The sequence below is a fragment of the Runella limosa DSM 17973 genome (genome assembly GCF_000482465.1).
GTDB lineage: Bacteria > Bacteroidota > Bacteroidia > Cytophagales > Spirosomataceae > Runella > Runella limosa.
Window position 1 is genome coordinate 81,811 of record NZ_AXVJ01000025.1, and the last position, 17,518, is coordinate 99,328.

General features: G+C 45.2%; 13 protein-coding genes and 2 tRNA genes. 5 read left to right on the forward strand and 10 right to left on the reverse strand.

Annotated features, from left to right (window positions below; all coding sequences use genetic code 11):
* Position 1 precedes the first annotated feature (1 nt).
* Positions 2-2,191 (forward strand): glutamine synthetase III family protein, encoded by a 2,190-nt coding sequence (locus K339_RS0100395; protein ID WP_028521829.1) that lies wholly within the window; start codon positions 2-4, stop codon positions 2,189-2,191.
* Positions 2,192-2,258: 67 nt separating this feature from the next.
* Positions 2,259-2,732, forward strand: coding sequence for an NADH-quinone oxidoreductase subunit A (locus K339_RS0100400; RefSeq protein ID WP_028521830.1), 474 nt, complete (start codon positions 2,259-2,261; stop codon positions 2,730-2,732).
* 77 nt (positions 2,733-2,809) lie between these two features.
* On the opposite strand, the gene K339_RS0100405 is transcribed toward K339_RS0100400, so the two are convergent.
* Both K339_RS0100405 and proS read right to left on the reverse strand, forming a co-directional pair.
* Entirely contained in the window at positions 2,810-3,241 is a 432-nt protein-coding gene (locus K339_RS0100405; RefSeq protein WP_028521831.1) for an FKBP-type peptidyl-prolyl cis-trans isomerase, read from the reverse strand.
* A gap of 27 nt (positions 3,242-3,268) precedes the next feature.
* Entirely contained in the window at positions 3,269-4,744 is a 1,476-nt protein-coding gene (gene proS, locus K339_RS0100410; protein WP_028521832.1) for a proline--tRNA ligase, read from the reverse strand.
* Between the two features lie 392 nt (positions 4,745-5,136).
* On the opposite strand from proS, the gene K339_RS0100415 reads away from it, so the two are divergent.
* On the forward strand, positions 5,137-6,411 hold the full coding sequence (locus K339_RS0100415; protein ID WP_028521833.1) for a hypothetical protein: 1,275 nt from the start codon (positions 5,137-5,139) through the stop codon (positions 6,409-6,411).
* A gap of 153 nt (positions 6,412-6,564) precedes the next feature.
* Positions 6,565-8,142 carry an OmpP1/FadL family transporter gene (locus tag K339_RS0100420; protein WP_028521834.1) on the forward strand — a complete coding sequence of 526 codons (1,578 nt, stop codon included), beginning with the start codon at positions 6,565-6,567 and terminating at the stop codon, positions 8,140-8,142.
* 198 nt (positions 8,143-8,340) lie between these two features.
* On the opposite strand, the gene K339_RS0100425 is transcribed toward K339_RS0100420, so the two are convergent.
* The 7 genes from K339_RS0100425 to K339_RS0100460 form a co-directional block, all read right to left on the reverse strand.
* Positions 8,341-8,429 (reverse strand) — tRNA-Leu (locus K339_RS0100425).
* 48 nt (positions 8,430-8,477) lie between these two features.
* Positions 8,478-8,550: transfer RNA gene (locus tag K339_RS0100430), tRNA-Gly, on the reverse strand.
* A gap of 174 nt (positions 8,551-8,724) precedes the next feature.
* Positions 8,725-9,471: a DUF6089 family protein gene (locus K339_RS0100440; RefSeq protein ID WP_157607426.1), complete on the reverse strand. Its 747-nt coding sequence runs from the start codon at positions 9,469-9,471 to the stop codon at positions 8,725-8,727.
* Between the two features lie 86 nt (positions 9,472-9,557).
* Complete coding sequence (gene porG, locus K339_RS0100445; RefSeq protein WP_028521836.1) at positions 9,558-11,378, reverse strand: type IX secretion system protein PorG; 1,821 nt, start codon at positions 11,376-11,378, stop codon at positions 9,558-9,560.
* A gap of 71 nt (positions 11,379-11,449) precedes the next feature.
* Positions 11,450-12,898 carry a leucyl aminopeptidase family protein gene (locus K339_RS0100450; RefSeq protein ID WP_028521837.1) on the reverse strand — a complete coding sequence of 483 codons (1,449 nt, stop codon included), beginning with the start codon at positions 12,896-12,898 and terminating at the stop codon, positions 11,450-11,452.
* A 75-nt stretch (positions 12,899-12,973) separates the two neighbouring features.
* Complete coding sequence (locus K339_RS0100455; protein ID WP_028521838.1) at positions 12,974-13,666, reverse strand: sulfite oxidase-like oxidoreductase; 693 nt, start codon at positions 13,664-13,666, stop codon at positions 12,974-12,976.
* Positions 13,667-13,761: 95 nt separating this feature from the next.
* Positions 13,762-14,871 (reverse strand): o-succinylbenzoate synthase, encoded by a 1,110-nt coding sequence (locus tag K339_RS0100460; protein WP_028521839.1) that lies wholly within the window; start codon positions 14,869-14,871, stop codon positions 13,762-13,764.
* Between the two features lie 78 nt (positions 14,872-14,949).
* Between K339_RS0100460 and lpxK the strand changes: the two genes are divergently transcribed.
* A complete protein-coding gene (gene lpxK / locus K339_RS0100465; RefSeq protein ID WP_037298764.1) occupies positions 14,950-16,005 on the forward strand; it encodes a tetraacyldisaccharide 4'-kinase in 1,056 nt (351 codons plus the stop codon).
* Here the strand turns inward: lpxK and K339_RS0100470 are convergent.
* A complete protein-coding gene (locus tag K339_RS0100470; protein ID WP_028521841.1) occupies positions 15,974-17,449 on the reverse strand; it encodes a T9SS type B sorting domain-containing protein in 1,476 nt (491 codons plus the stop codon). The two genes, lpxK and K339_RS0100470, sit on opposite strands and share 32 nt — an antisense overlap.
* Positions 17,450-17,518: the final 69 nt, after the last annotated feature.

The following is a 17,518-nucleotide window of genomic DNA, read 5'->3' on the forward strand; positions in this document are numbered from 1 at the left end:
TATGGCAAATATGAGATTCAAGGCCCTTGAAACGGCCCATAACCGCGCAACAATCAGTGTAACACCCCCAAGCGATAAAGTAGCCGATTATTACGGTTCATATACTTTCAGCGACGACGTTATGAAATCGTTGCTAACCCCCGAAGCTTATTATAAAGTTTCCAATGCGATAAAATCTGGTTCACGCATTGACCGTGAAATTGCCGATGAAGTAGCCGCAGCCATGAAATCGTGGGCAACTTCCAAAGGCGCAACACATTACACCCACTGGTTTCAACCCTTAACGGGCGGAACTGCCGAAAAACACGACGCGTTTTTTGACGTGACAGCCCAAGGAAAAGCCATTGAAAAATTTAAAGGCAGTGCCCTCGTTCAGCAAGAGCCCGATGCCTCTTCGTTTCCAAGCGGGGGCTTACGTGCGACATTTGAAGCACGAGGCTATACGGGTTGGGATCCCAGTTCGCCCGCTTTTTTGATGGACAATGGCGCAGGTGGAAAAACACTCTGTATTCCGTCGGTCTTCATTTCTTATACAGGTGAGGCATTGGATTACAAAACGCCCATTTTACGCGCCCTTCATGTACTCGACAAAGCCGCCACGGCCGTGATGTATTATTTTGACCGTAATGTGGAAAAAGTAACCGCCACACTTGGCGCCGAACAAGAATATTTTTTGGTTGACAAAGCCCTTTATTATGCCCGTCCTGATTTGATGATGTCGGGGCGGACAGTTTTTGGCCACTCACCTGCTAAGGGTCAACAGCTTGAAGATCACTACTTTGGCTCTATTCCACCCCGCGTAAATGCGTTTATGGTTGATTTTGAGTACGAGGCATGGAAATTGGGGATTCCCGTGCGTACCCGTCACAATGAAGTAGCCCCAGGACAGTTTGAATGTGCGCCTACGTTTGAGGAACTCAACTTAGCCATTGACCACAACGCCCTGTTGATGGACTTGATGCACAAAGTAGCCGAAAAGCACAACTTTAAGGTTCTTTTCCACGAAAAACCATTCGCGGGTATCAACGGAAGTGGAAAACATAACAACTGGTCGATGATGACCGACACAGGTGTGAACCTGTTAGCACCTAGCAGCAAACCCAAAGAAACCCTTCGTTTCTTAACGTTTATGATGAATACCGTGAAGGCTGTTCACGACCACGCTGATTTGCTGCGGGCGTCGATTGCCTCCGCTGGCAACGAATACCGCTTGGGCGCCAACGAAGCTCCGCCTGCGATTGTCTCCATTTTCTTAGGCGATGAGTTAATTCGCTTGCTCGAAACGCTTGAAAACCGTGGGGAAATTCAGCTTGAAAAAGGAGACAACGTATTTTATAAACTGGGAATTACGCGCACCCCTCCCCTTATGCGCGACAACACCGACCGCAACCGTACGTCGCCATTTGCTTTTACAGGAAATAAGTTTGAGTACCGCGCCGTCGGAGGAAGTGCCAACAGCGCCTCCCCAATGATTATTCTCAATACGATTGTGGCCAACCAACTCCAAGAGTTCCGCAAAGAACTCGAAGTGCGCCTCGAAGCTGGGGAGAAAAAAGAATTGGCGATTGTCGATATTCTTAAAAACTACTACCGCCATTCTAAGCGTATTTTGTTTCAGGGAAATGGATATTCTGAAGATTGGATCCAAGAAGCTGCCGAGCGTGGTCTGACAAATATCGCCTCTACCCCCGTTGCGCTTGAGAAGTACATTGAACCGTCGGCGATTGCTGTGCTCGAAAAAATGGGCGTCTTGACCGAACGTGAAATACACGCACGTTATGAGATTGAGCTCGAAAATTACATTAAAAAAGTACAGATTGAGTCACGGGTGATTGGCGATTTGGCCCTCAACCACGTCGTATCAACCACTGTAAAATATCAGTTTCAGTTGGCTCAAACAGCCAAGGCACTGGTAGAGCTAGATTTAACAGAAGAAGCACAACCACTAAAGGAGTTGATTCGGGAAGTATCTCAACGAGTTTTGACCATCAAGCAATCAGTGGACGCGATGACCGAAGCCCGAAAAAAAGCGAATAATACGGAAGACCTCGTCGAGCGTGCCGTTTTATACGGCTCAGAAGTAAAAGACTATTTTGAAAAAATTCGCTACGAGGTTGATAAGCTGGAGTTACTCATCGACGATGAAGACTGGCCGCTTGTCAAATACCGCGAAATGCTTTTTGTAAAATAATTCATACCATCACCTTCTCGAAAATTTGAAACTTTCGAGAAGGTACAGACGTGCTATCGACACAACTATGATTTCAGAATTTGGGGTAATCCTTTTGTTTATTTTCGCGGCGATTGCGCTTATTGCCATCATGTTGACGCTTGCCAAAGTAATACGCCCTCACCGACCAAACGAGGAAAAACTCACGACCTACGAGTCAGGGGAAGACCCTGTTGGCAATGCCAATGTGCAGTTTAATGTGCGCTTTTACGTCATTGCCATCGTTTTTCTTCTTTTTGAAGTTGAGCTTATTTTTCTTTTTCCGTGGGCAGTCGTTTTTGGGCAAGAAAACCTCATTCGCCAAACCGATGGTCTTTGGGGCTGGTTTTCGCTGGTAGAAATGTCGGTATTTGTGGGGGTTCTTATTTTGGGTTTGGCCTATGCTTGGAGCAAAGGTTACTTAGACTGGGTACGACCACGTCCGCAACTTCCCGACGTTCAGACGAAAGTCCCCTCCCAACTTTACCAAAAAATCAACGAAAAATACGCCCAAAAGAAATAACCATTGTTGCAGAAAAAGCGAAGTCCCACCAAGATTAAAAACCTCGGTGGGACTTCGCTTTTTTGGTTTTCGTCCGCTTAGTTGACTCCTACCAATTCAATTTCAAACACCAAATCTTGCCCAGCAAGTGGGTGATTTGCGTCCACGATAATTTGAGTCTCGTTTACTTGCACCACCGTTACAGGAATCGGCTGTGGATTTCCGTCTTGGTGCATGTTCAATTGCATCCCAATCTCAAACGGAATATCATCTGGCAGTTCAGAACGTTCAAAGGGCAAAATAAGCTCTTCTTGCGCTGGCCCGTATGCCTCTTCTACTGGAATATGTACAGTTTTTTTATCACCAATGGTCATTCCTTGAATCCCGTTATCAAACCCTGGAATCACCATGCCCGAGCCTAATTGAAATTGCAGAGGTTCACGACCTTCTGACGAGTCGAACAACGTACCGTCGGTCAACGTCCCTTTATAGTGTACCTGTACGGTATCACCTGCTTTTGCTACACTCATGTTATTTATTTTTGAATTAAATGATTCTTAATAAGCCCTTGCAAACAATACCCGACGCGTTGAAGGTTTACCCGTCAGGATACACGTTCCTTCTTCTTCTGGGGCATTGTATGGAATACAACGAATGGTGGCTTTGGTTTCGTCTTTGATACGGTCTTCGGTTTCAGACGTACCATCCCAGTGAGCCAATACAAATCCTCCCTTTTCGTCAAGAACTTGTTTGAACTCCTCGTAAGTATCCACCTTGTGGGTATTTGTTTCGCGGAATGCCAGTGCTTTTTGGTAGATATTTTTCTGAATATCCTCCAACAACTGCTCAATGTATTCCACAATTCCTTCGAGCGAAACCGTCGTTTTCTCTTTCGTATCACGACGCGCAATTTCAACCGTACCATTTTCCAAATCGCGCGCCCCCATAGCTAACCGAACGGGCACACCACGGAGTTCATATTCAGCAAATTTCCAACCAGGTTTGTTTGCATCCGAATCATCAAATTTGACACTGATTCCGATGCGTTTTAAGCCCTTCATAATCTCTTTCACTTTGTCAGAAATTTGGCCTAATTGCTCTTCGTTGCGGTAAATAGGCACAATGACCACTTGAATTGGCGCCAATTTTGGAGGCAAAACCAAGCCTGAGTCGTCCGAATGTGCCATGACAAGCGCCCCCATCAAACGTGTACTCACCCCCCAAGAAGTACCCCACACGTATTCTAAGCCACCGCCTTTGCTTTGGAATTTTACATCAAATGCTTTGGCAAAATTTTGTCCTAAGAAATGCGACGTTCCTGCTTGCAGGGCTTTTCCATCTTGCATCATGGCTTCGATACACAATGTTTCTTCAGCACCAGCAAAACGCTCATTGGCAGTTTTGTAACCTTTTATCACGGGCATTGCCATCCATTCTTCAGCAAAACGGGCATATACCTCCAACATCTGACGGGTTTCGGCCATGGCTTCGTCGGCCGTAGCGTGCGCCGTGTGTCCTTCTTGCCAAAGAAATTCGGCTGTGCGTAAAAACAAGCGCGTACGCATTTCCCAACGCACGACGTTCGCCCATTGGTTAATCAGCAATGGCAAATCGCGGTACGACTGAATCCAGTTTTTATACGTACTCCAAATCACCGTTTCTGACGTTGGGCGCACGATTAGCTCTTCTTCTAGTTTTGCATCTGGATCCACAATTACCCCACTCCCATCTGGGGCATTTTTGAGGCGATAGTGCGTTACGACCGCACACTCTTTGGCAAAACCCTCCACGTGGCTTGCTTCTTTACTCAAATATGATTTGGGAATAAAAAGCGGAAAATACGCATTGGTATGCCCCGTTTCTTTGAACATATCATCAAGGGCTCGTTGCATTTTTTCCCAAATAGAAAAACCGTATGGCTTTATCACCATACACCCTCTTACCGCCGAATTTTCGGCCAAATCTGCTCTTTTAACTAATTCGTTGTACCACTCAGAATAATTATCGCCACGGCTCGGAATCGCGTTTGCCATCGTTAGTATTTGTTACAGGTTTACTCTTGAACTTTACAGTCACTTAGTTGACTTTTTCCTCTTTTTAATTGTCGAATGCGCCTTCTACCAATTTAAAATTTTTTAATTTTTATGCACTGATAGTCAAAGGCTTAAACGTATTTTACACACTTATACCGCTTTAAATGCTAATTATCAGTATTTTGTGGTATTGAGTGTGAAGTTGACATTTATAATTCTTTGATTTTCAATTATTTTACTAATAATAACCCATTAGTTTTTTTATAAAAAATCCTTGCAAAGATACTTTTTTATCCTAAATTTGTGTCGAAACTGAATCAGAATCCATCAAAATAACGTTTTATAGGTAGCAGGGCCTGATTTCTAACTGAACATAAAACATTTTGAACACCATGAAAACCCTTCGTTCACTCACCCTTTTATCGGCGCTTGGCCTGATGGGATTGTGGAGTTGCAGCTCCAAACAATACGCCACCCAAGATGATGCCGAATACGACGATTTGTACGGAAATTCGTCAAGCGCAGCCGTAGCAATGGCCAGTCGCTCAACCGAACAACCCGCTGATGTTCGTAACCTCAATCCTGACTATTATGCAGGTCAGGGTTCTACTAACAATAACAACAGCCAAGAGGATTATTATGATGAATCTTACTTGAGCTCGCGCGGCATTGCCCGTAACCTTGGCCCTAATGCGGGCTACAACGCAGGTTTTGCGGATGGTTATAGTTCTGCCTATAACAACCTCAACTGGGGCAATTACTGGAATACACCTTGGCGTAGCGGGTTCAATACTTGGAATAGTTGGAACTCTCCAATGATGCTTGGATTAGGTTATGGTTTCGGAAATTGGGGGTATAACAGTTTTTACAATCCTTACCGTTGGAATAGCTGGGGATCATCTGCATACGCTTGGAACGACCCATTTTATTCACCTTGGGGAAATTCTTTTGGTTACAATTCATTCTATTCGCCTTGGGGGTACTCACCATACTATGGATACGGTGGATACGGCAGTTCATTCTATGGCGGTGGTAACTACTGGAACAATAATGCTTGGTATAACGGCCCAACCAACAATATTCAAATTGTAGATGCTCGCCGTCGCCCTGGTACTGATTACTACAACCGTGTTGATCGTTCATCTAACGCATACAACAACAATAGTAATAACAGCGCACGCTATACCAATCAAGGCCGTCGCCAAGGATATGACCCTACCGACCGCACAGGAAGCTACAATAGTAACTCATCGTCATCAAGCGACTCTTACTATTCTCGCCCACGCGGTGGCTCGAATCGCTCTTATGATGGCTACTCATCCAACGCTGGCGGGCGAACTAGCGGTGGTTCATATTCATCGGGAAGCACTGGCACAAGTTCTTATTCGTCAGGTACTCGCGGTGGCGCCACCCGTAGTTACGGTGAATCAAGCAGCAGCGGTAGCAGCCAACGCTCGTCGTACAACAACAATTCCAGCAATTATTCAAACAATAATAGCTGGAACAACAACAACAGCAGTCGTCAGAGCAGTTGGAGCGACAACGGAGCGTCTCGTAGTAGCAGCTCTAGTAGCTGGAGTAGCGGTAGTTCATCTAGCGGCAGCTCATCCTCAAGCAGCAGTGGCTCAAGCGGCTCGTCAAGCTCAGGTTCACGCGGTCCACGCTAATCACTAAATACGCGTTTTTTTTTAACATAGAACCTTCAATTTTCAAGAATGTATTTACATTTGTTGAAATACTCAAACCTCGCTATTTACACCAGTAGCGAGGTTTTTTATGAATTATTATAAATGTACGTTTAACATTTTTTTCTACCTGCCATGAAAAACCGTCCAATCGTATGGGGAATCTTGCTAGGATTAGCAGCTTCTTCCCACACCTACGCCCAAAGTCGCTTGTACTCTAATACCGCTATGCAGTTATCTAACCTCACCCAAAACGGCACTGCTCGTTTTCAAGGAGTGGGAGGAAACCACGCATCGCTAGGTGGTGACGCCAGCAACATTTTTGGCAACCCTGCGGGGATTGCTTTTTTCAATCGTTCCGAAATTAGCCTTAGCCCTACTTTTTATAACATTAGCAACGAAGCTTCTTATATTGGAAATACTCGGAGTGACCAAAAGTTAAATCCAAATCTCTCGCAGTTCTCGCTTATTTTAGCAGGAAGCCCACAAAGTTATAACCGCGAATGGCGTCGTACCTCGTTTGGAATTAGCTATTCTCGCCAGGTAAATGCCAATAACATGATTACGTATGGAGGAACCAATAATCGCAGCTCCATGATTGACAATATCGCCGAGCTGGCTACTGGACTGTCCGTAAAAACCCTTGAGGACGAATACAACAACAGCCGCCCTTTCTCAATTGAATCTGCCTTTTATAATTTATACCAAATAGATGCTTTATCGGACAATGGCCCTTACCGTCGGCCTATTCCACTATCGAGAGCGTCGTTTGAACAAAGTGGTAACATCGAAGTTTCGGGTGGTTCTTCTCAGTGGACTTTTGCGTATGCAGGCAACTATGCCGACAAACTTTATTTGGGCGTTTCGGGCGGTTTTTCTCGTCATACCTTCATCCGTAGAAACAATTACACCGAACGCTTTGTCAACGGAGGCGCATTCAGGGGATTAGACTACCGCGAGGATGTAAACATCTCAGGAAGTGGCCTTTTTGCCTCAGTAGGGGTTATTTATAAGCCCAACGCGATGCTACAACTTGGGGCATCTATCCACAGCCCAACATTTAGCAATCTCCAAATGACCTATCAGGAAGAAGTTGGGATTGACATCCTTAACAACCGCGTCCCCGTCTTTGACGCCAACGGCAACCCCGTAACAAATGCGCAAGGACAGCAAGCCTTTGATCAAATTGTAACGAATCGGGTCAATCTGGAGCCTTACGATTTTGAGTATAAAATGCGCACTCCCTTGCGAGCAAATGGAGGGATTACCATTTTTATTGGCAAAAAAGGATTTATCACAGGTAGCGCCGAGTACGTGGATTATAAAGGGATGGGCATTAGCACTTCCGACGATAATCAGTTTAAGGCCAACAACAAACGTATCATTCAATCGTCGTACAACAACGTCGTAAATCTCCGTGTAGGGGGCGAAGCACGTCTGGATAAATTTAGAGTGCGGGCGGGAGTAGGCTTCTTCCCCAATGCCTACAGTCAAAATTACAACGTAGAAGGCAGCCTTGACCGCTCAAAAATTCAATTCTCAGGCGGACTCGGTTATCGTACCGAGCGTTTTTATGTTGATTTGGCAGGTACTTATTTACAGACAAAGGATGCGTATTCGCCTTATCAACTTAGCGACCCATCCAATTATTTCTCTGCCAAACTTAACGTTACATCGCTTAATTTTACGGGAACGGTTGGGTTGTTTTTCTAACAGGAAAGCAGCGTTAAATTCTTGGTTTATCAAAAGAATCGGTATCGAGTGGCCTCGATACCGATTCTTTTTTCTGTGCTACCCAGGCTCAACTATGATTTTTACCAAATACTATCCTTAGGATTAGCATTTATTTTCATTCTTCAAAAGCAAAAAAGAAGCCTAAATTGAAATTGTTGCAATTTAGGCTTCTTTAGTTGGTACCGAGGACGGGAATCGAACCCGTACGAGCGTTTCGGCTCACAGGATTTTAAGTCCTGCGTGTCTACCAGTTCCACCACCTCGGCAGGGGTATCCCTTTTTGACAAAAAAGCACCGTTTTCGGCGGTGCTTTGAGCGAAAGACGGGGTTCGAACCCGCGACCTCGACCTTGGCAAGGTCGCGCTCTACCAGCTGAGCTACTTTCGCGTTTTGGTTAAACTTGTTTCGGCGTGCCGTTCAAGTGTTATTTGGTGGTGCAAAAGTAGCGCGTTTCACTATATGACGCAAGTGTTTGATGAAAAAAAATTACAACTTTTTTGAAAGTTTTTTACAAATCACTAAAAATCAACAACATACAAAATCACTTTTTTTCAAGAAATACTAATAAGGATTTGTTGTACACCGTAACGGATTTCGATTTCTAAAACCAACCACACGTTTGGGTAAGCGATACGCTACCGTTATGCCCCAAAACTGATACCTATCCGTTTTTTTAGGGTTTGCGGCATGACTTATGCCATCTAAGTAATCAGAAAACGTCAAACGAAAACCTGCTTCCAGCGTCAACGTCCAGCGAATGTGCGGGCGGTACTTTATCCCCATTCCGAAAGGAACAACTACATGATAGGGGCTATATACCGCGTTTTGGTCAATTTCAGCGCCTTTTATAAATTCGGGCTTGGGCACAATCATGTTTTCCAAATCAGGCGCTGGCCGCGTATGCGCCCCTCCTAAACCGACAAATATAAAAGGCGAGACTGTCGATTGAAAAAAGCGGGATAAACGGGGTTGCACCAAAGGCAAAATGTGTAGTTCGGCTTGAAATGCAATTTCGGAAATGGGTGATTGGGTTGAGAAATTTCGAAATGCGCGGTCTTCGTAATGGCTATCTCGCCCCGACAAATACCCAAAAAGCAAAGAAACACGCACCGCTAAGAAATCCGACGCATTGTAACGAACCAAGCCACCTAGGCCAACTTTTGGTTCTTTAGAAAACCAATCAGATTTATTTAAGTCGCCCAAATAACCTGAACCGCCCACAAATCCCCCAAATTCTATGCGCTCTTGGCCCATTGATTTTGTAACTAGCAGCAAGCTCAGGCAACAAGTTAAAGCAAGAGAACGCATTCTTTTGAGTTTTTTACAAGAAAACGCAAAAAGTCGAACAGCTTGTTGGCTGTCCGACTTTTTAACGATGCAGTTATTATAAGCTATTACTGACGAAACGCTTTTACTTCCACGCGGCGGTTTTGTTGACGACCATCTTCTGAGGCATTGCTCGCTGCTGGTAAACTTTCACCAAAGCCACGGAAAATAATCCGAGTTGCATCCACACCTTTCGTACGTAAGTATTCAAAACACGCTTGGGCTCGTTTTTCAGACAATTGCTGGTTGTGTGCTTGTGCCCCTTTGCTATCAGCATGACCCGACAACTGCAATTTATACGTTGGATTTTTCGCCATTGTGTTAGCTACTTCATCAAGAACCATTTGGTATTGAGACTGAATAACCGCACTGTTTGACTCAAACAATACAGGCTCAACTTTGAAATCAACCACCACTTTGGTAGGGTCAACCGTTCCTTTTTGTTTTTTGGCCAATTCGGCTTCAAGTTTCGCTTTCTTCTCTTCCGCTTTGATGATTGCTTTCAACGTTTTGGCGTCTGGACAACCTTCAAACTCAGCTTTACCTGCAACGTCAGGGCAACGATCTTTGGCATCTTCTACACCATCTCCGTCAGTATCAGGACAACCTCCAAAGGCTGCCACACCCGCTACTGTTGGACAAGCGTCATCTTTGTCGGCAATGCCGTCACCATCAGTATCAGGGCAACCTTTCAATTCGGCTTTTCCTGCTACGTCAGGGCAAGCGTCATCTTTGTCGGCAATACCATCGCCGTCGGCGTCAGGACAACCTTTCAATTCGGCTTTTCCTGCAACCGTCGGGCATTCGTCTTCTTTATCTTCGATACCATCTTTGTCAGTGTCAGGGCATCCTTTAAATTTGGCCAAACCTGCTACGTCAGGACAGGCATCATCTTTGTCAGCAATACCATCTTTATCACGGTCGGGGCAACCTTGTAACGCTACCAAACCTGCCACATCAGGACAAGCATCGTCTTTGTCACGAATGCCATCGCCGTCGGTATCAGGACAACCCTTATAAGCTGCCAAGCCAAAAGTATCTGGGCAATCGTCGTCTTTATCAGCAATGCCGTCATTATCACGGTCAGGGCATCCATTCATTTTGACTGAACCTGGCTGGGTAGGGCAGGCATCTTTTTCATCAGGAATACCATCGCGGTCGGTGTCTTTTTTGTCAAAACGATACGCAATAGACACCGTTGAAAGTTTGTAACGATCATCACGACTAGGATTTGCGCCTTTGCTGATACCGTCTAAATAATCAGAAAATGCCAAACGGAAACCTGCCTCAGCACCCAATACCCAATGTTCGGCAAGGTCATAACGTACACCTACTCCAAAAGGAATGACAAAGTTTGATTTGGAATAACTAGCCGCTTGATCCGCTATCGCGCCTTGTCGGTAGATGTCGGGCGTTGTGGCAGTGCCCGTAAAATTAGGTTTGGGGTTGGTAAAGCCTAAACCTGCTCCTGTGAACAAGTAAGGTGACAATCGGCGTTTGAAACGCACTTGGAAAGCGGTGGAATCGTATTTGAAACGTTGGCGCCCCAAGAAGTCATATTCTACAATGGCCGAAAGGTCGGTAAGGGGCGAACGCGTTGAAAAACCGCGCACTTTGCGGTCTTCGAAATTAGCATCATTGCCCGACAATGTACCAAACGTTAAGGCACCGCGAAGCGCCCAACTCCGATTAAAGTGATAACGACCAAAAACCCCTCCGCTTCCTTTAGGTTCTTGCGAAAAAAAATCTGATTTGTTCAAATCACCTAGGTAGCCCGACAGACCAAGCCCTGCTCCTACTTCCCAACGCTGATGAACTTGTTGGGAATGAGCTTGGTGAATACCGACTAGCAACAAAACAGCGTATAGATTGCGTAACGTTAGCTTCATACTCATTGTAATTTTTACGTCTAAACCATTTTACGCTTAAAGCTAACAGAACAAGCCTGAATTACCAAAACTTATCCGTTTACTTGATTACGCAGCCAATCAATCAGCAATCGAACACCATAGGCCGTCCCCGACTTCATGCTTCCAAATTCTGAGTCAGCAAAGGCCGTACCTGCAATATCCAAATGCGCCCACGCAGGGTGATTGTTCGTAAAAACTTCTAAAAATTTTGCCGCTACGATGGCTCCCGCTATGGGCTTTCCATGGTAGTTTTTCACATCGGCAACATCCGACTTTAGCTCGTCTTTGTAATCATCCCAAATAGGCAAACGCCACACTTTTTCGCCCGTTGTCATGCCACTTTCATACAGACTCTGCGCCAGGGCATCATTACTGGTAAATAAGCCTGCTGCGGCATAGCCAAGCGTAGCTACGCAGCTACCCGTGAGCGTTGCCAAGTCGATAATGGTATCTAGCTCAAAATGACGATGCGCGTACGTCAGGCCATCGGCCAAAATCAATCGACCTTCGGCGTCGGTATCAATCACTTCAATGGTTTTGCCCGAATAGCTTCCAATCACATCTCCAGGCTTGATGGCAAGCCCATCCATTGAGTTTTCGGTCGAAGGAATAACCCCAATTACATTGACTGGCAATTGTAATTTTGCCACTAACTCCATCGTACCTAGTACCGCAGCCGCCCCGCCCATGTCCGACTTCATGTAGTGCATATTGGTGGAAGGCTTCAGCGAAACACCACCCGTATCAAAAGTCACTCCTTTTCCTACAAGTCCAATGGTTTTGGAAGCGGCTGGATGTTTGTATTCCATTACAATAAAACGGGGCGGGTTTTTACTACCAGCACTCACCGACAACAAGGCGTGCAAGCCCATTTCCGCACATTGTTTTTCATTAAAAACTTGCACCGAATATCCGTGGGTTTTCCCAGACGAAACGGCCCAGTCGGCCAACACTTGAGGGTACTTATGGCTTGAAGGGGCATTCATCAAATCCATCACCCGAATTTGGGTTTGCGCCGTCGCTACACCACTTTGGGCTGCTTGAGTAGTCAAATCCACGTCTTTTTCTTCTACCAATAACCACAGTTGTGAGTTACGTTCAAAAAACGTAGGCTCTGCCGCCTTATCTGTTTTGTATAAACCTAAATCGTAATCGCCCAACCAAAGTCCGTTGACTACAGCCTCGATTTCACTCGCAGTCAATCCTTGGACGTGCAATGCAACTGCATCTGGTAATTTCTTTTTTTGGTTAAAAAAGAAAGACCTCAGCGCTTTGATATAATCGGCTGGTTTTGGCGATTTACCCAACCCAAGTAGGTACGTTTTTGAGTTGTCGCCATACACCAACTGGGTTTGTTTAAAATCAGCTTTAAAATCCTGAATTAGAAAATCAGCATGGGGAAACTGCGCCAAATAGTCGGCTAAAGAATCATTTTGGCAAAAAAGATAAACCTCCGCCAGAACTGGACTCGGCAATTGGTGAACTACTTCTATGTTCATTGAAAAAATACCTTTTAAAAATTTAACAAAAAGCAATTAACAGCATTCGACACTCTGCCTTCTAAATTCGACATTTTAACTATAACGGTCATTTCGCCACGGATAAGCGGTGTTGGAATAACCTCGTCCTTCCCAAAAACCGAGTTTATTTTTTGGTAAAAACTCCAATCGTTTTATCCATTTCGACCCTTTCCAAGCATACAATTGGGGCGTTATCATTCGGGCTGGCCCGCCGTGTTCTTTGGGTAGTGGCTCGCCATAGACCGAATGCGCCAACAGTACATCTGGTTTGAGGGCTTCTTCCAGCGATACGTTGGTGGTATAAGTATCGTATCCGTAACACATCAAGTGCGTAGCGGTTTCTTTGGGTTGAACCAGCGCAGCGATGTCCAACAAACGCACGCCCGTCCAAGACATATCTAGCTTTGACCAAGTGGTTACGCAGTGAAAATCAGAGGTATCTTCCGTTTGGGGCAACGACATGAAATCATCCCACGTCAAAATCATCGGATGCTCAACTTCTCCGTCGATGTACAAACGCCAGCGGTCGAGGGTTACGTTGGGCTGATACCCCAAGTCTAACACTGGCCATTTTGCCGTCACCGTCTGCCCAACAGGCACTTGTGGCATCCCGTGACGGTTTATCTCGCCATGCCCCTGGGGGCGTTCATCTGCCATTGAGGGCGTATTCTGCATTTTCTCTTCAAAACGCGCTTTGAGTTTCATGCGCGCTTCGATGATTCTATCCAGTTTATTATTTTCTTCCATGATTCATTTTTTTTAGAAATAACCAACCACTGATGCCCTGGTTATCATCAGTTTATTTGTAAAAACACGCCAGCAAAAGAAAAGTTCTGAGACGACTACGTAGCCGAAGAAAGGTAAGAAGAATTTAATCCCCCAAAATCCCAGTGGAGAGCGGTATTATAAAGCAGCTGCCCTTTTTCAATTTGAAGCGGGCTGTCAATGTTGTTGTGATAAAGTTGGCCAGTACCCAGTCCTTGGGGCAATGTATTGTCAAATTCGGCCGTAAATTGAGCAATCGCATTCAGACCCACATTCGACTCCAGCGCCGAAGTAATCCACCAACCGATTTCCAAACGCTGCGCAGTTTCAATCCACTCACGCGTGGCTTCAAAACCACCCAATAAAGTAGGTTTGAGAATGATATACTGCGGCTTGATGCTCTTGAGCAATCGACGCTTGGCTGCATAGTCAAAACTTCCGATTAGTTCTTCGTCCAAGGCAATAGGAACGGGGGTTGTTTCACACAGTTCCGCCATCAACTCTTGCTGGCGAGGGCGAATAGGCTGTTCGATAGAATGAAGGTCAAACTCTGCCAATTTGTTAAGCCTATCTCGTACGTTGGACGCATCAAACGCGCCATTGGCATCGACCCGTAAGGTAATTTCGTTGGCAGAGAAATGAGTTCTGATATGGGTTAGAATAGCGCACTCTTGGTCGAAATCAATGGCTCCAATTTTAAGCTTGATGGTATCAAAACCTGCTACAATTTTTTCTTCAACTTGCTTGAGCATCGCCTCCTGTGAGCCCATCCAAACTAGCCCATTGATGGGGATAGACCGCTGCCCTTCCACAAAAGGATTAGGGAACAATATGCGTTTGCCACCGTTGAGGTAATCAAGCATAGCTGATTCAAACCCAAAACGGATAGATGGCCACTGACTACCTACGAGCTGCTCAAGAATAATGGGGATATTCCAAGAATATATTTCAAGGTCGAGCTTGTTGAAGTTTTGGCATATTTCCTGTAATTTATCCTCAAAGTCAGGACGGTCGTCGCTGCTTAGTCCAGGCAACGGGCCACACTCTCCTACCCCTACAATTGACGGTGCTGCATCATCGTATATCTTCACAAACCACGAAGTTTTTTCGGTCAAAACGCCTCGCGAAGTTCCCGCTTCAAACTTAAACTGTAGCTTATGTGGCTGATAGTGAACTTGTAATGGCATTTTAAAACAACTGTTTGGGGTAAGCAAGCGCACAATTTAGATAAAAATACCTTACTTTGCCAAAGTCAGTTTAAGAAAATGTTAAGAATCTTACCAAGCGGTTTGCGGTGGCTAACGTGGCCTTTTAGTTTGTTGTATCAATTTATCACCTCGGTTCGTAATGCGATATTCGACGCAGGATTTCGTTCTATATACCAATCCACAATCTATACCATCAGTATCGGAAACCTTACCATAGGCGGAACTGGCAAAACGCCACACATCGAATACCTACTCCGATTGCTCGCTAACAGATATACGCTCGCTACGCTGAGTCGGGGTTATGGTCGTAAAAGTAAAGGCTTTTTACAGGCTAAAACCACCTCCTCTGCCTCCGATATTGGCGATGAACCACTTCAACTCTTTAAAAAATTTGGTACCAACGTGCCCGTATTTGTCGCCGAAAAAAGAGCAGAAGGATTACATAAAATAGCGCAATTATCGCCCTGTCCTCAACTTGTTTTGCTCGACGACGCCTACCAGCACCGCGCCGTCAAGCCCCATCTTTCGCTTTTGTTGACCGACTATGGCCGCCTCTTTTACCAAGACTATGTGCTTCCACTTGGACTGTTACGCGAAAGTAAGCAAGGAGCCAAACGCGCCCAAGGCGTGATTGTTACCAAATGCCCCCCTACACTTACACCGCACGACCGTGAACAAATTGAGAAAAAAATCCAACAATATACCCTAGCTCACACGCCCATATTTTTCTCGTATTTCGAGTATGGAACCCCCGTGCCTTATTTTGACGCCCAAAAACCTCTCTCCACAGACGCCACGTTATGGCTCGTTTCGGGGATAGCCCAGCCCAAACTGTTTGAGGAAGCGGCTCGAAATAAATTTAAAGTTGCAGGACATAGTGCCGTGGGCGACCACCATGATTTTACGAAAGAAGAAGTAAAAAAATGGGTCAAACTTAGTGATAATCACCCTATTTTAACCACTGAAAAAGATTGGGTAAAACTGAAACCACTTTTAGAAGAATTGGACTTGGCACACAGTCACTTTTATTATTGGCCCATTCAAGTGGCGTTTTTTGATGGTAAGTTTGACCAATTTATTGTTAACGAAATAGCGACACAGGCCCACGCTTAACAAACGTTCGTCCTACTTTGTCGGTTACCTTCACCGCATAAGTATATAACCCCACGGGAAGCGGCTGCCCGTTAATGCTACCGTTCCAAAAATGTTGGTTGGCCGTACTCTGAAAAACGGGCGCTCCCCAACGGTCATACACAGTCACTTGAACATCCGTTGTAGGGTCGGCTTTGATTTCAAAAAGATCATTAACGCCATCCCCATTGGGTGAAAAAGCGTCTGGAATGAATACATTGGCCAAAGAAACACACAATACAGGCGGCGCATCCACGCACACTTTGTTGGACAGTATGGTGCCACTACGCGTGTCGATTTGCAAGCGATAACAGCTCTGTTTGTTACAATCTCCTGAATTATCTTCTCGGTACAACTCCGTAATGGATGGATTCCACCAGGGTGTTTCATTACGAACCAGCGTCATTTTTGACACTTCAGTAGGTCGTCGGTAAGGGGACACACTCACAATGTTGGCTTCTAGCGTAGGTGCTACTTTCAGGAAGTTGACACACAACACGTTTGATTCCAAGGACGCAATGCAACTCGCACGAGGTTTCACTCTATAACAAAAAATTTTGGTCGTATCCACCAGTACTTTGACCTTTTCGCCATCGGCTCGAAAAACCGTACCTGTTGTTACAAACGTACCAGCACCTTCTTGTCGAAACAGTTCCAACTCAATCGCATTGGGATTTGAAACCCTTATTTCTGCCGTGGTAGCATCCAAAATTTCGAGGGTATCTAATTTTGCCAATTTCGCCCCAATTTCTAGCACAACCACTTTACTGCTTTTTCCACCACACAAGCTTCGGAGGCTACGTCCTTGCACGGTTATTTGTTTAGAGATGGCATTGGGGTATTGGTAGTCAATCGTGAGATTCAGCCGATTGATAATGGCGATATTTCCATCGCCCCACTCAATCACGTATTCATCATAAGGCGCGGCAGTTTGGTTGGTAATGGTCAAGGTGACTTTGCCATTTTCGCAAGGAACCACCTTAAAATCGGGCGGAGTTACGTCTTGAATCGTAATCTGCCGACATGCTCGAAGCGATTGTCCTTGTGCGCTTTCGGAAAGTTGCATGATGGTATAGACACCCGCTTTGGTATAGGTAAAGTTTTTTGTGGTATCTTGTTTGTAAGAAGTTGCGTTCGGATTTCCCCCTTTGTAGTCGTAGATATAACGGCTTTTGATGGAACCAGCTTGGGTATTTTGCACCTTCACGGTGAAGGGAGCACAGCCTATTTCGCTAGAAATAGAAAAGTCACCGCTTCCTACTCCGAGCACATTATCGCATTGATTATCGGGTAATTGTTGGGCAAAAATAGCCGTACTGCCAAGCCCGACATACCACCCAACCAAACACAAAATGCTCCATTTGGAAGGTATAAGCAAGCGAAGAAGAGAATGAATTTTACGGTAGTTATTTCCCAAAATTTGCATTTTTTTGAGTCTATTCCGTAAAAATAACACAATAGCGGGACAAAAATTGTGCCCGCTATTGAAAAATAC

Bases quoted from the DNA above. Each gene is read 5' to 3' on its own strand.
- K339_RS0100395 (WP_028521829.1), top strand. From the start codon at position 2: ATGGCAAATATGAGATTCAAGGCCCTTGAAACGGCCCATAACCGCGCA.
- K339_RS0100400 (WP_028521830.1), top strand. From the start codon at position 2,259: ATGATTTCAGAATTTGGGGTAATCCTTTTGTTTATTTTCGCGGCGATT.
- K339_RS0100405 (WP_028521831.1), bottom strand. From the start codon at position 3,241: ATGAGTGTAGCAAAAGCAGGTGATACCGTACAGGTACACTATAAAGGG.
- proS (WP_028521832.1), bottom strand. From the start codon at position 4,744: ATGGCAAACGCGATTCCGAGCCGTGGCGATAATTATTCTGAGTGGTAC.
- K339_RS0100415 (WP_028521833.1), top strand. From the start codon at position 5,137: ATGAAAACCCTTCGTTCACTCACCCTTTTATCGGCGCTTGGCCTGATG.
- K339_RS0100420 (WP_028521834.1), top strand. From the start codon at position 6,565: ATGAAAAACCGTCCAATCGTATGGGGAATCTTGCTAGGATTAGCAGCT.
- K339_RS0100440 (WP_157607426.1), bottom strand. From the start codon at position 9,471: ATGCGTTCTCTTGCTTTAACTTGTTGCCTGAGCTTGCTGCTAGTTACA.
- porG (WP_028521836.1), bottom strand. From the start codon at position 11,378: ATGAAGCTAACGTTACGCAATCTATACGCTGTTTTGTTGCTAGTCGGT.
- K339_RS0100450 (WP_028521837.1), bottom strand. From the start codon at position 12,898: ATGAACATAGAAGTAGTTCACCAATTGCCGAGTCCAGTTCTGGCGGAG.
- K339_RS0100455 (WP_028521838.1), bottom strand. From the start codon at position 13,666: ATGGAAGAAAATAATAAACTGGATAGAATCATCGAAGCGCGCATGAAA.
- K339_RS0100460 (WP_028521839.1), bottom strand. From the start codon at position 14,871: ATGCCATTACAAGTTCACTATCAGCCACATAAGCTACAGTTTAAGTTT.
- lpxK (WP_037298764.1), top strand. From the start codon at position 14,950: ATGTTAAGAATCTTACCAAGCGGTTTGCGGTGGCTAACGTGGCCTTTT.
- K339_RS0100470 (WP_028521841.1), bottom strand. From the start codon at position 17,449: ATGCAAATTTTGGGAAATAACTACCGTAAAATTCATTCTCTTCTTCGC.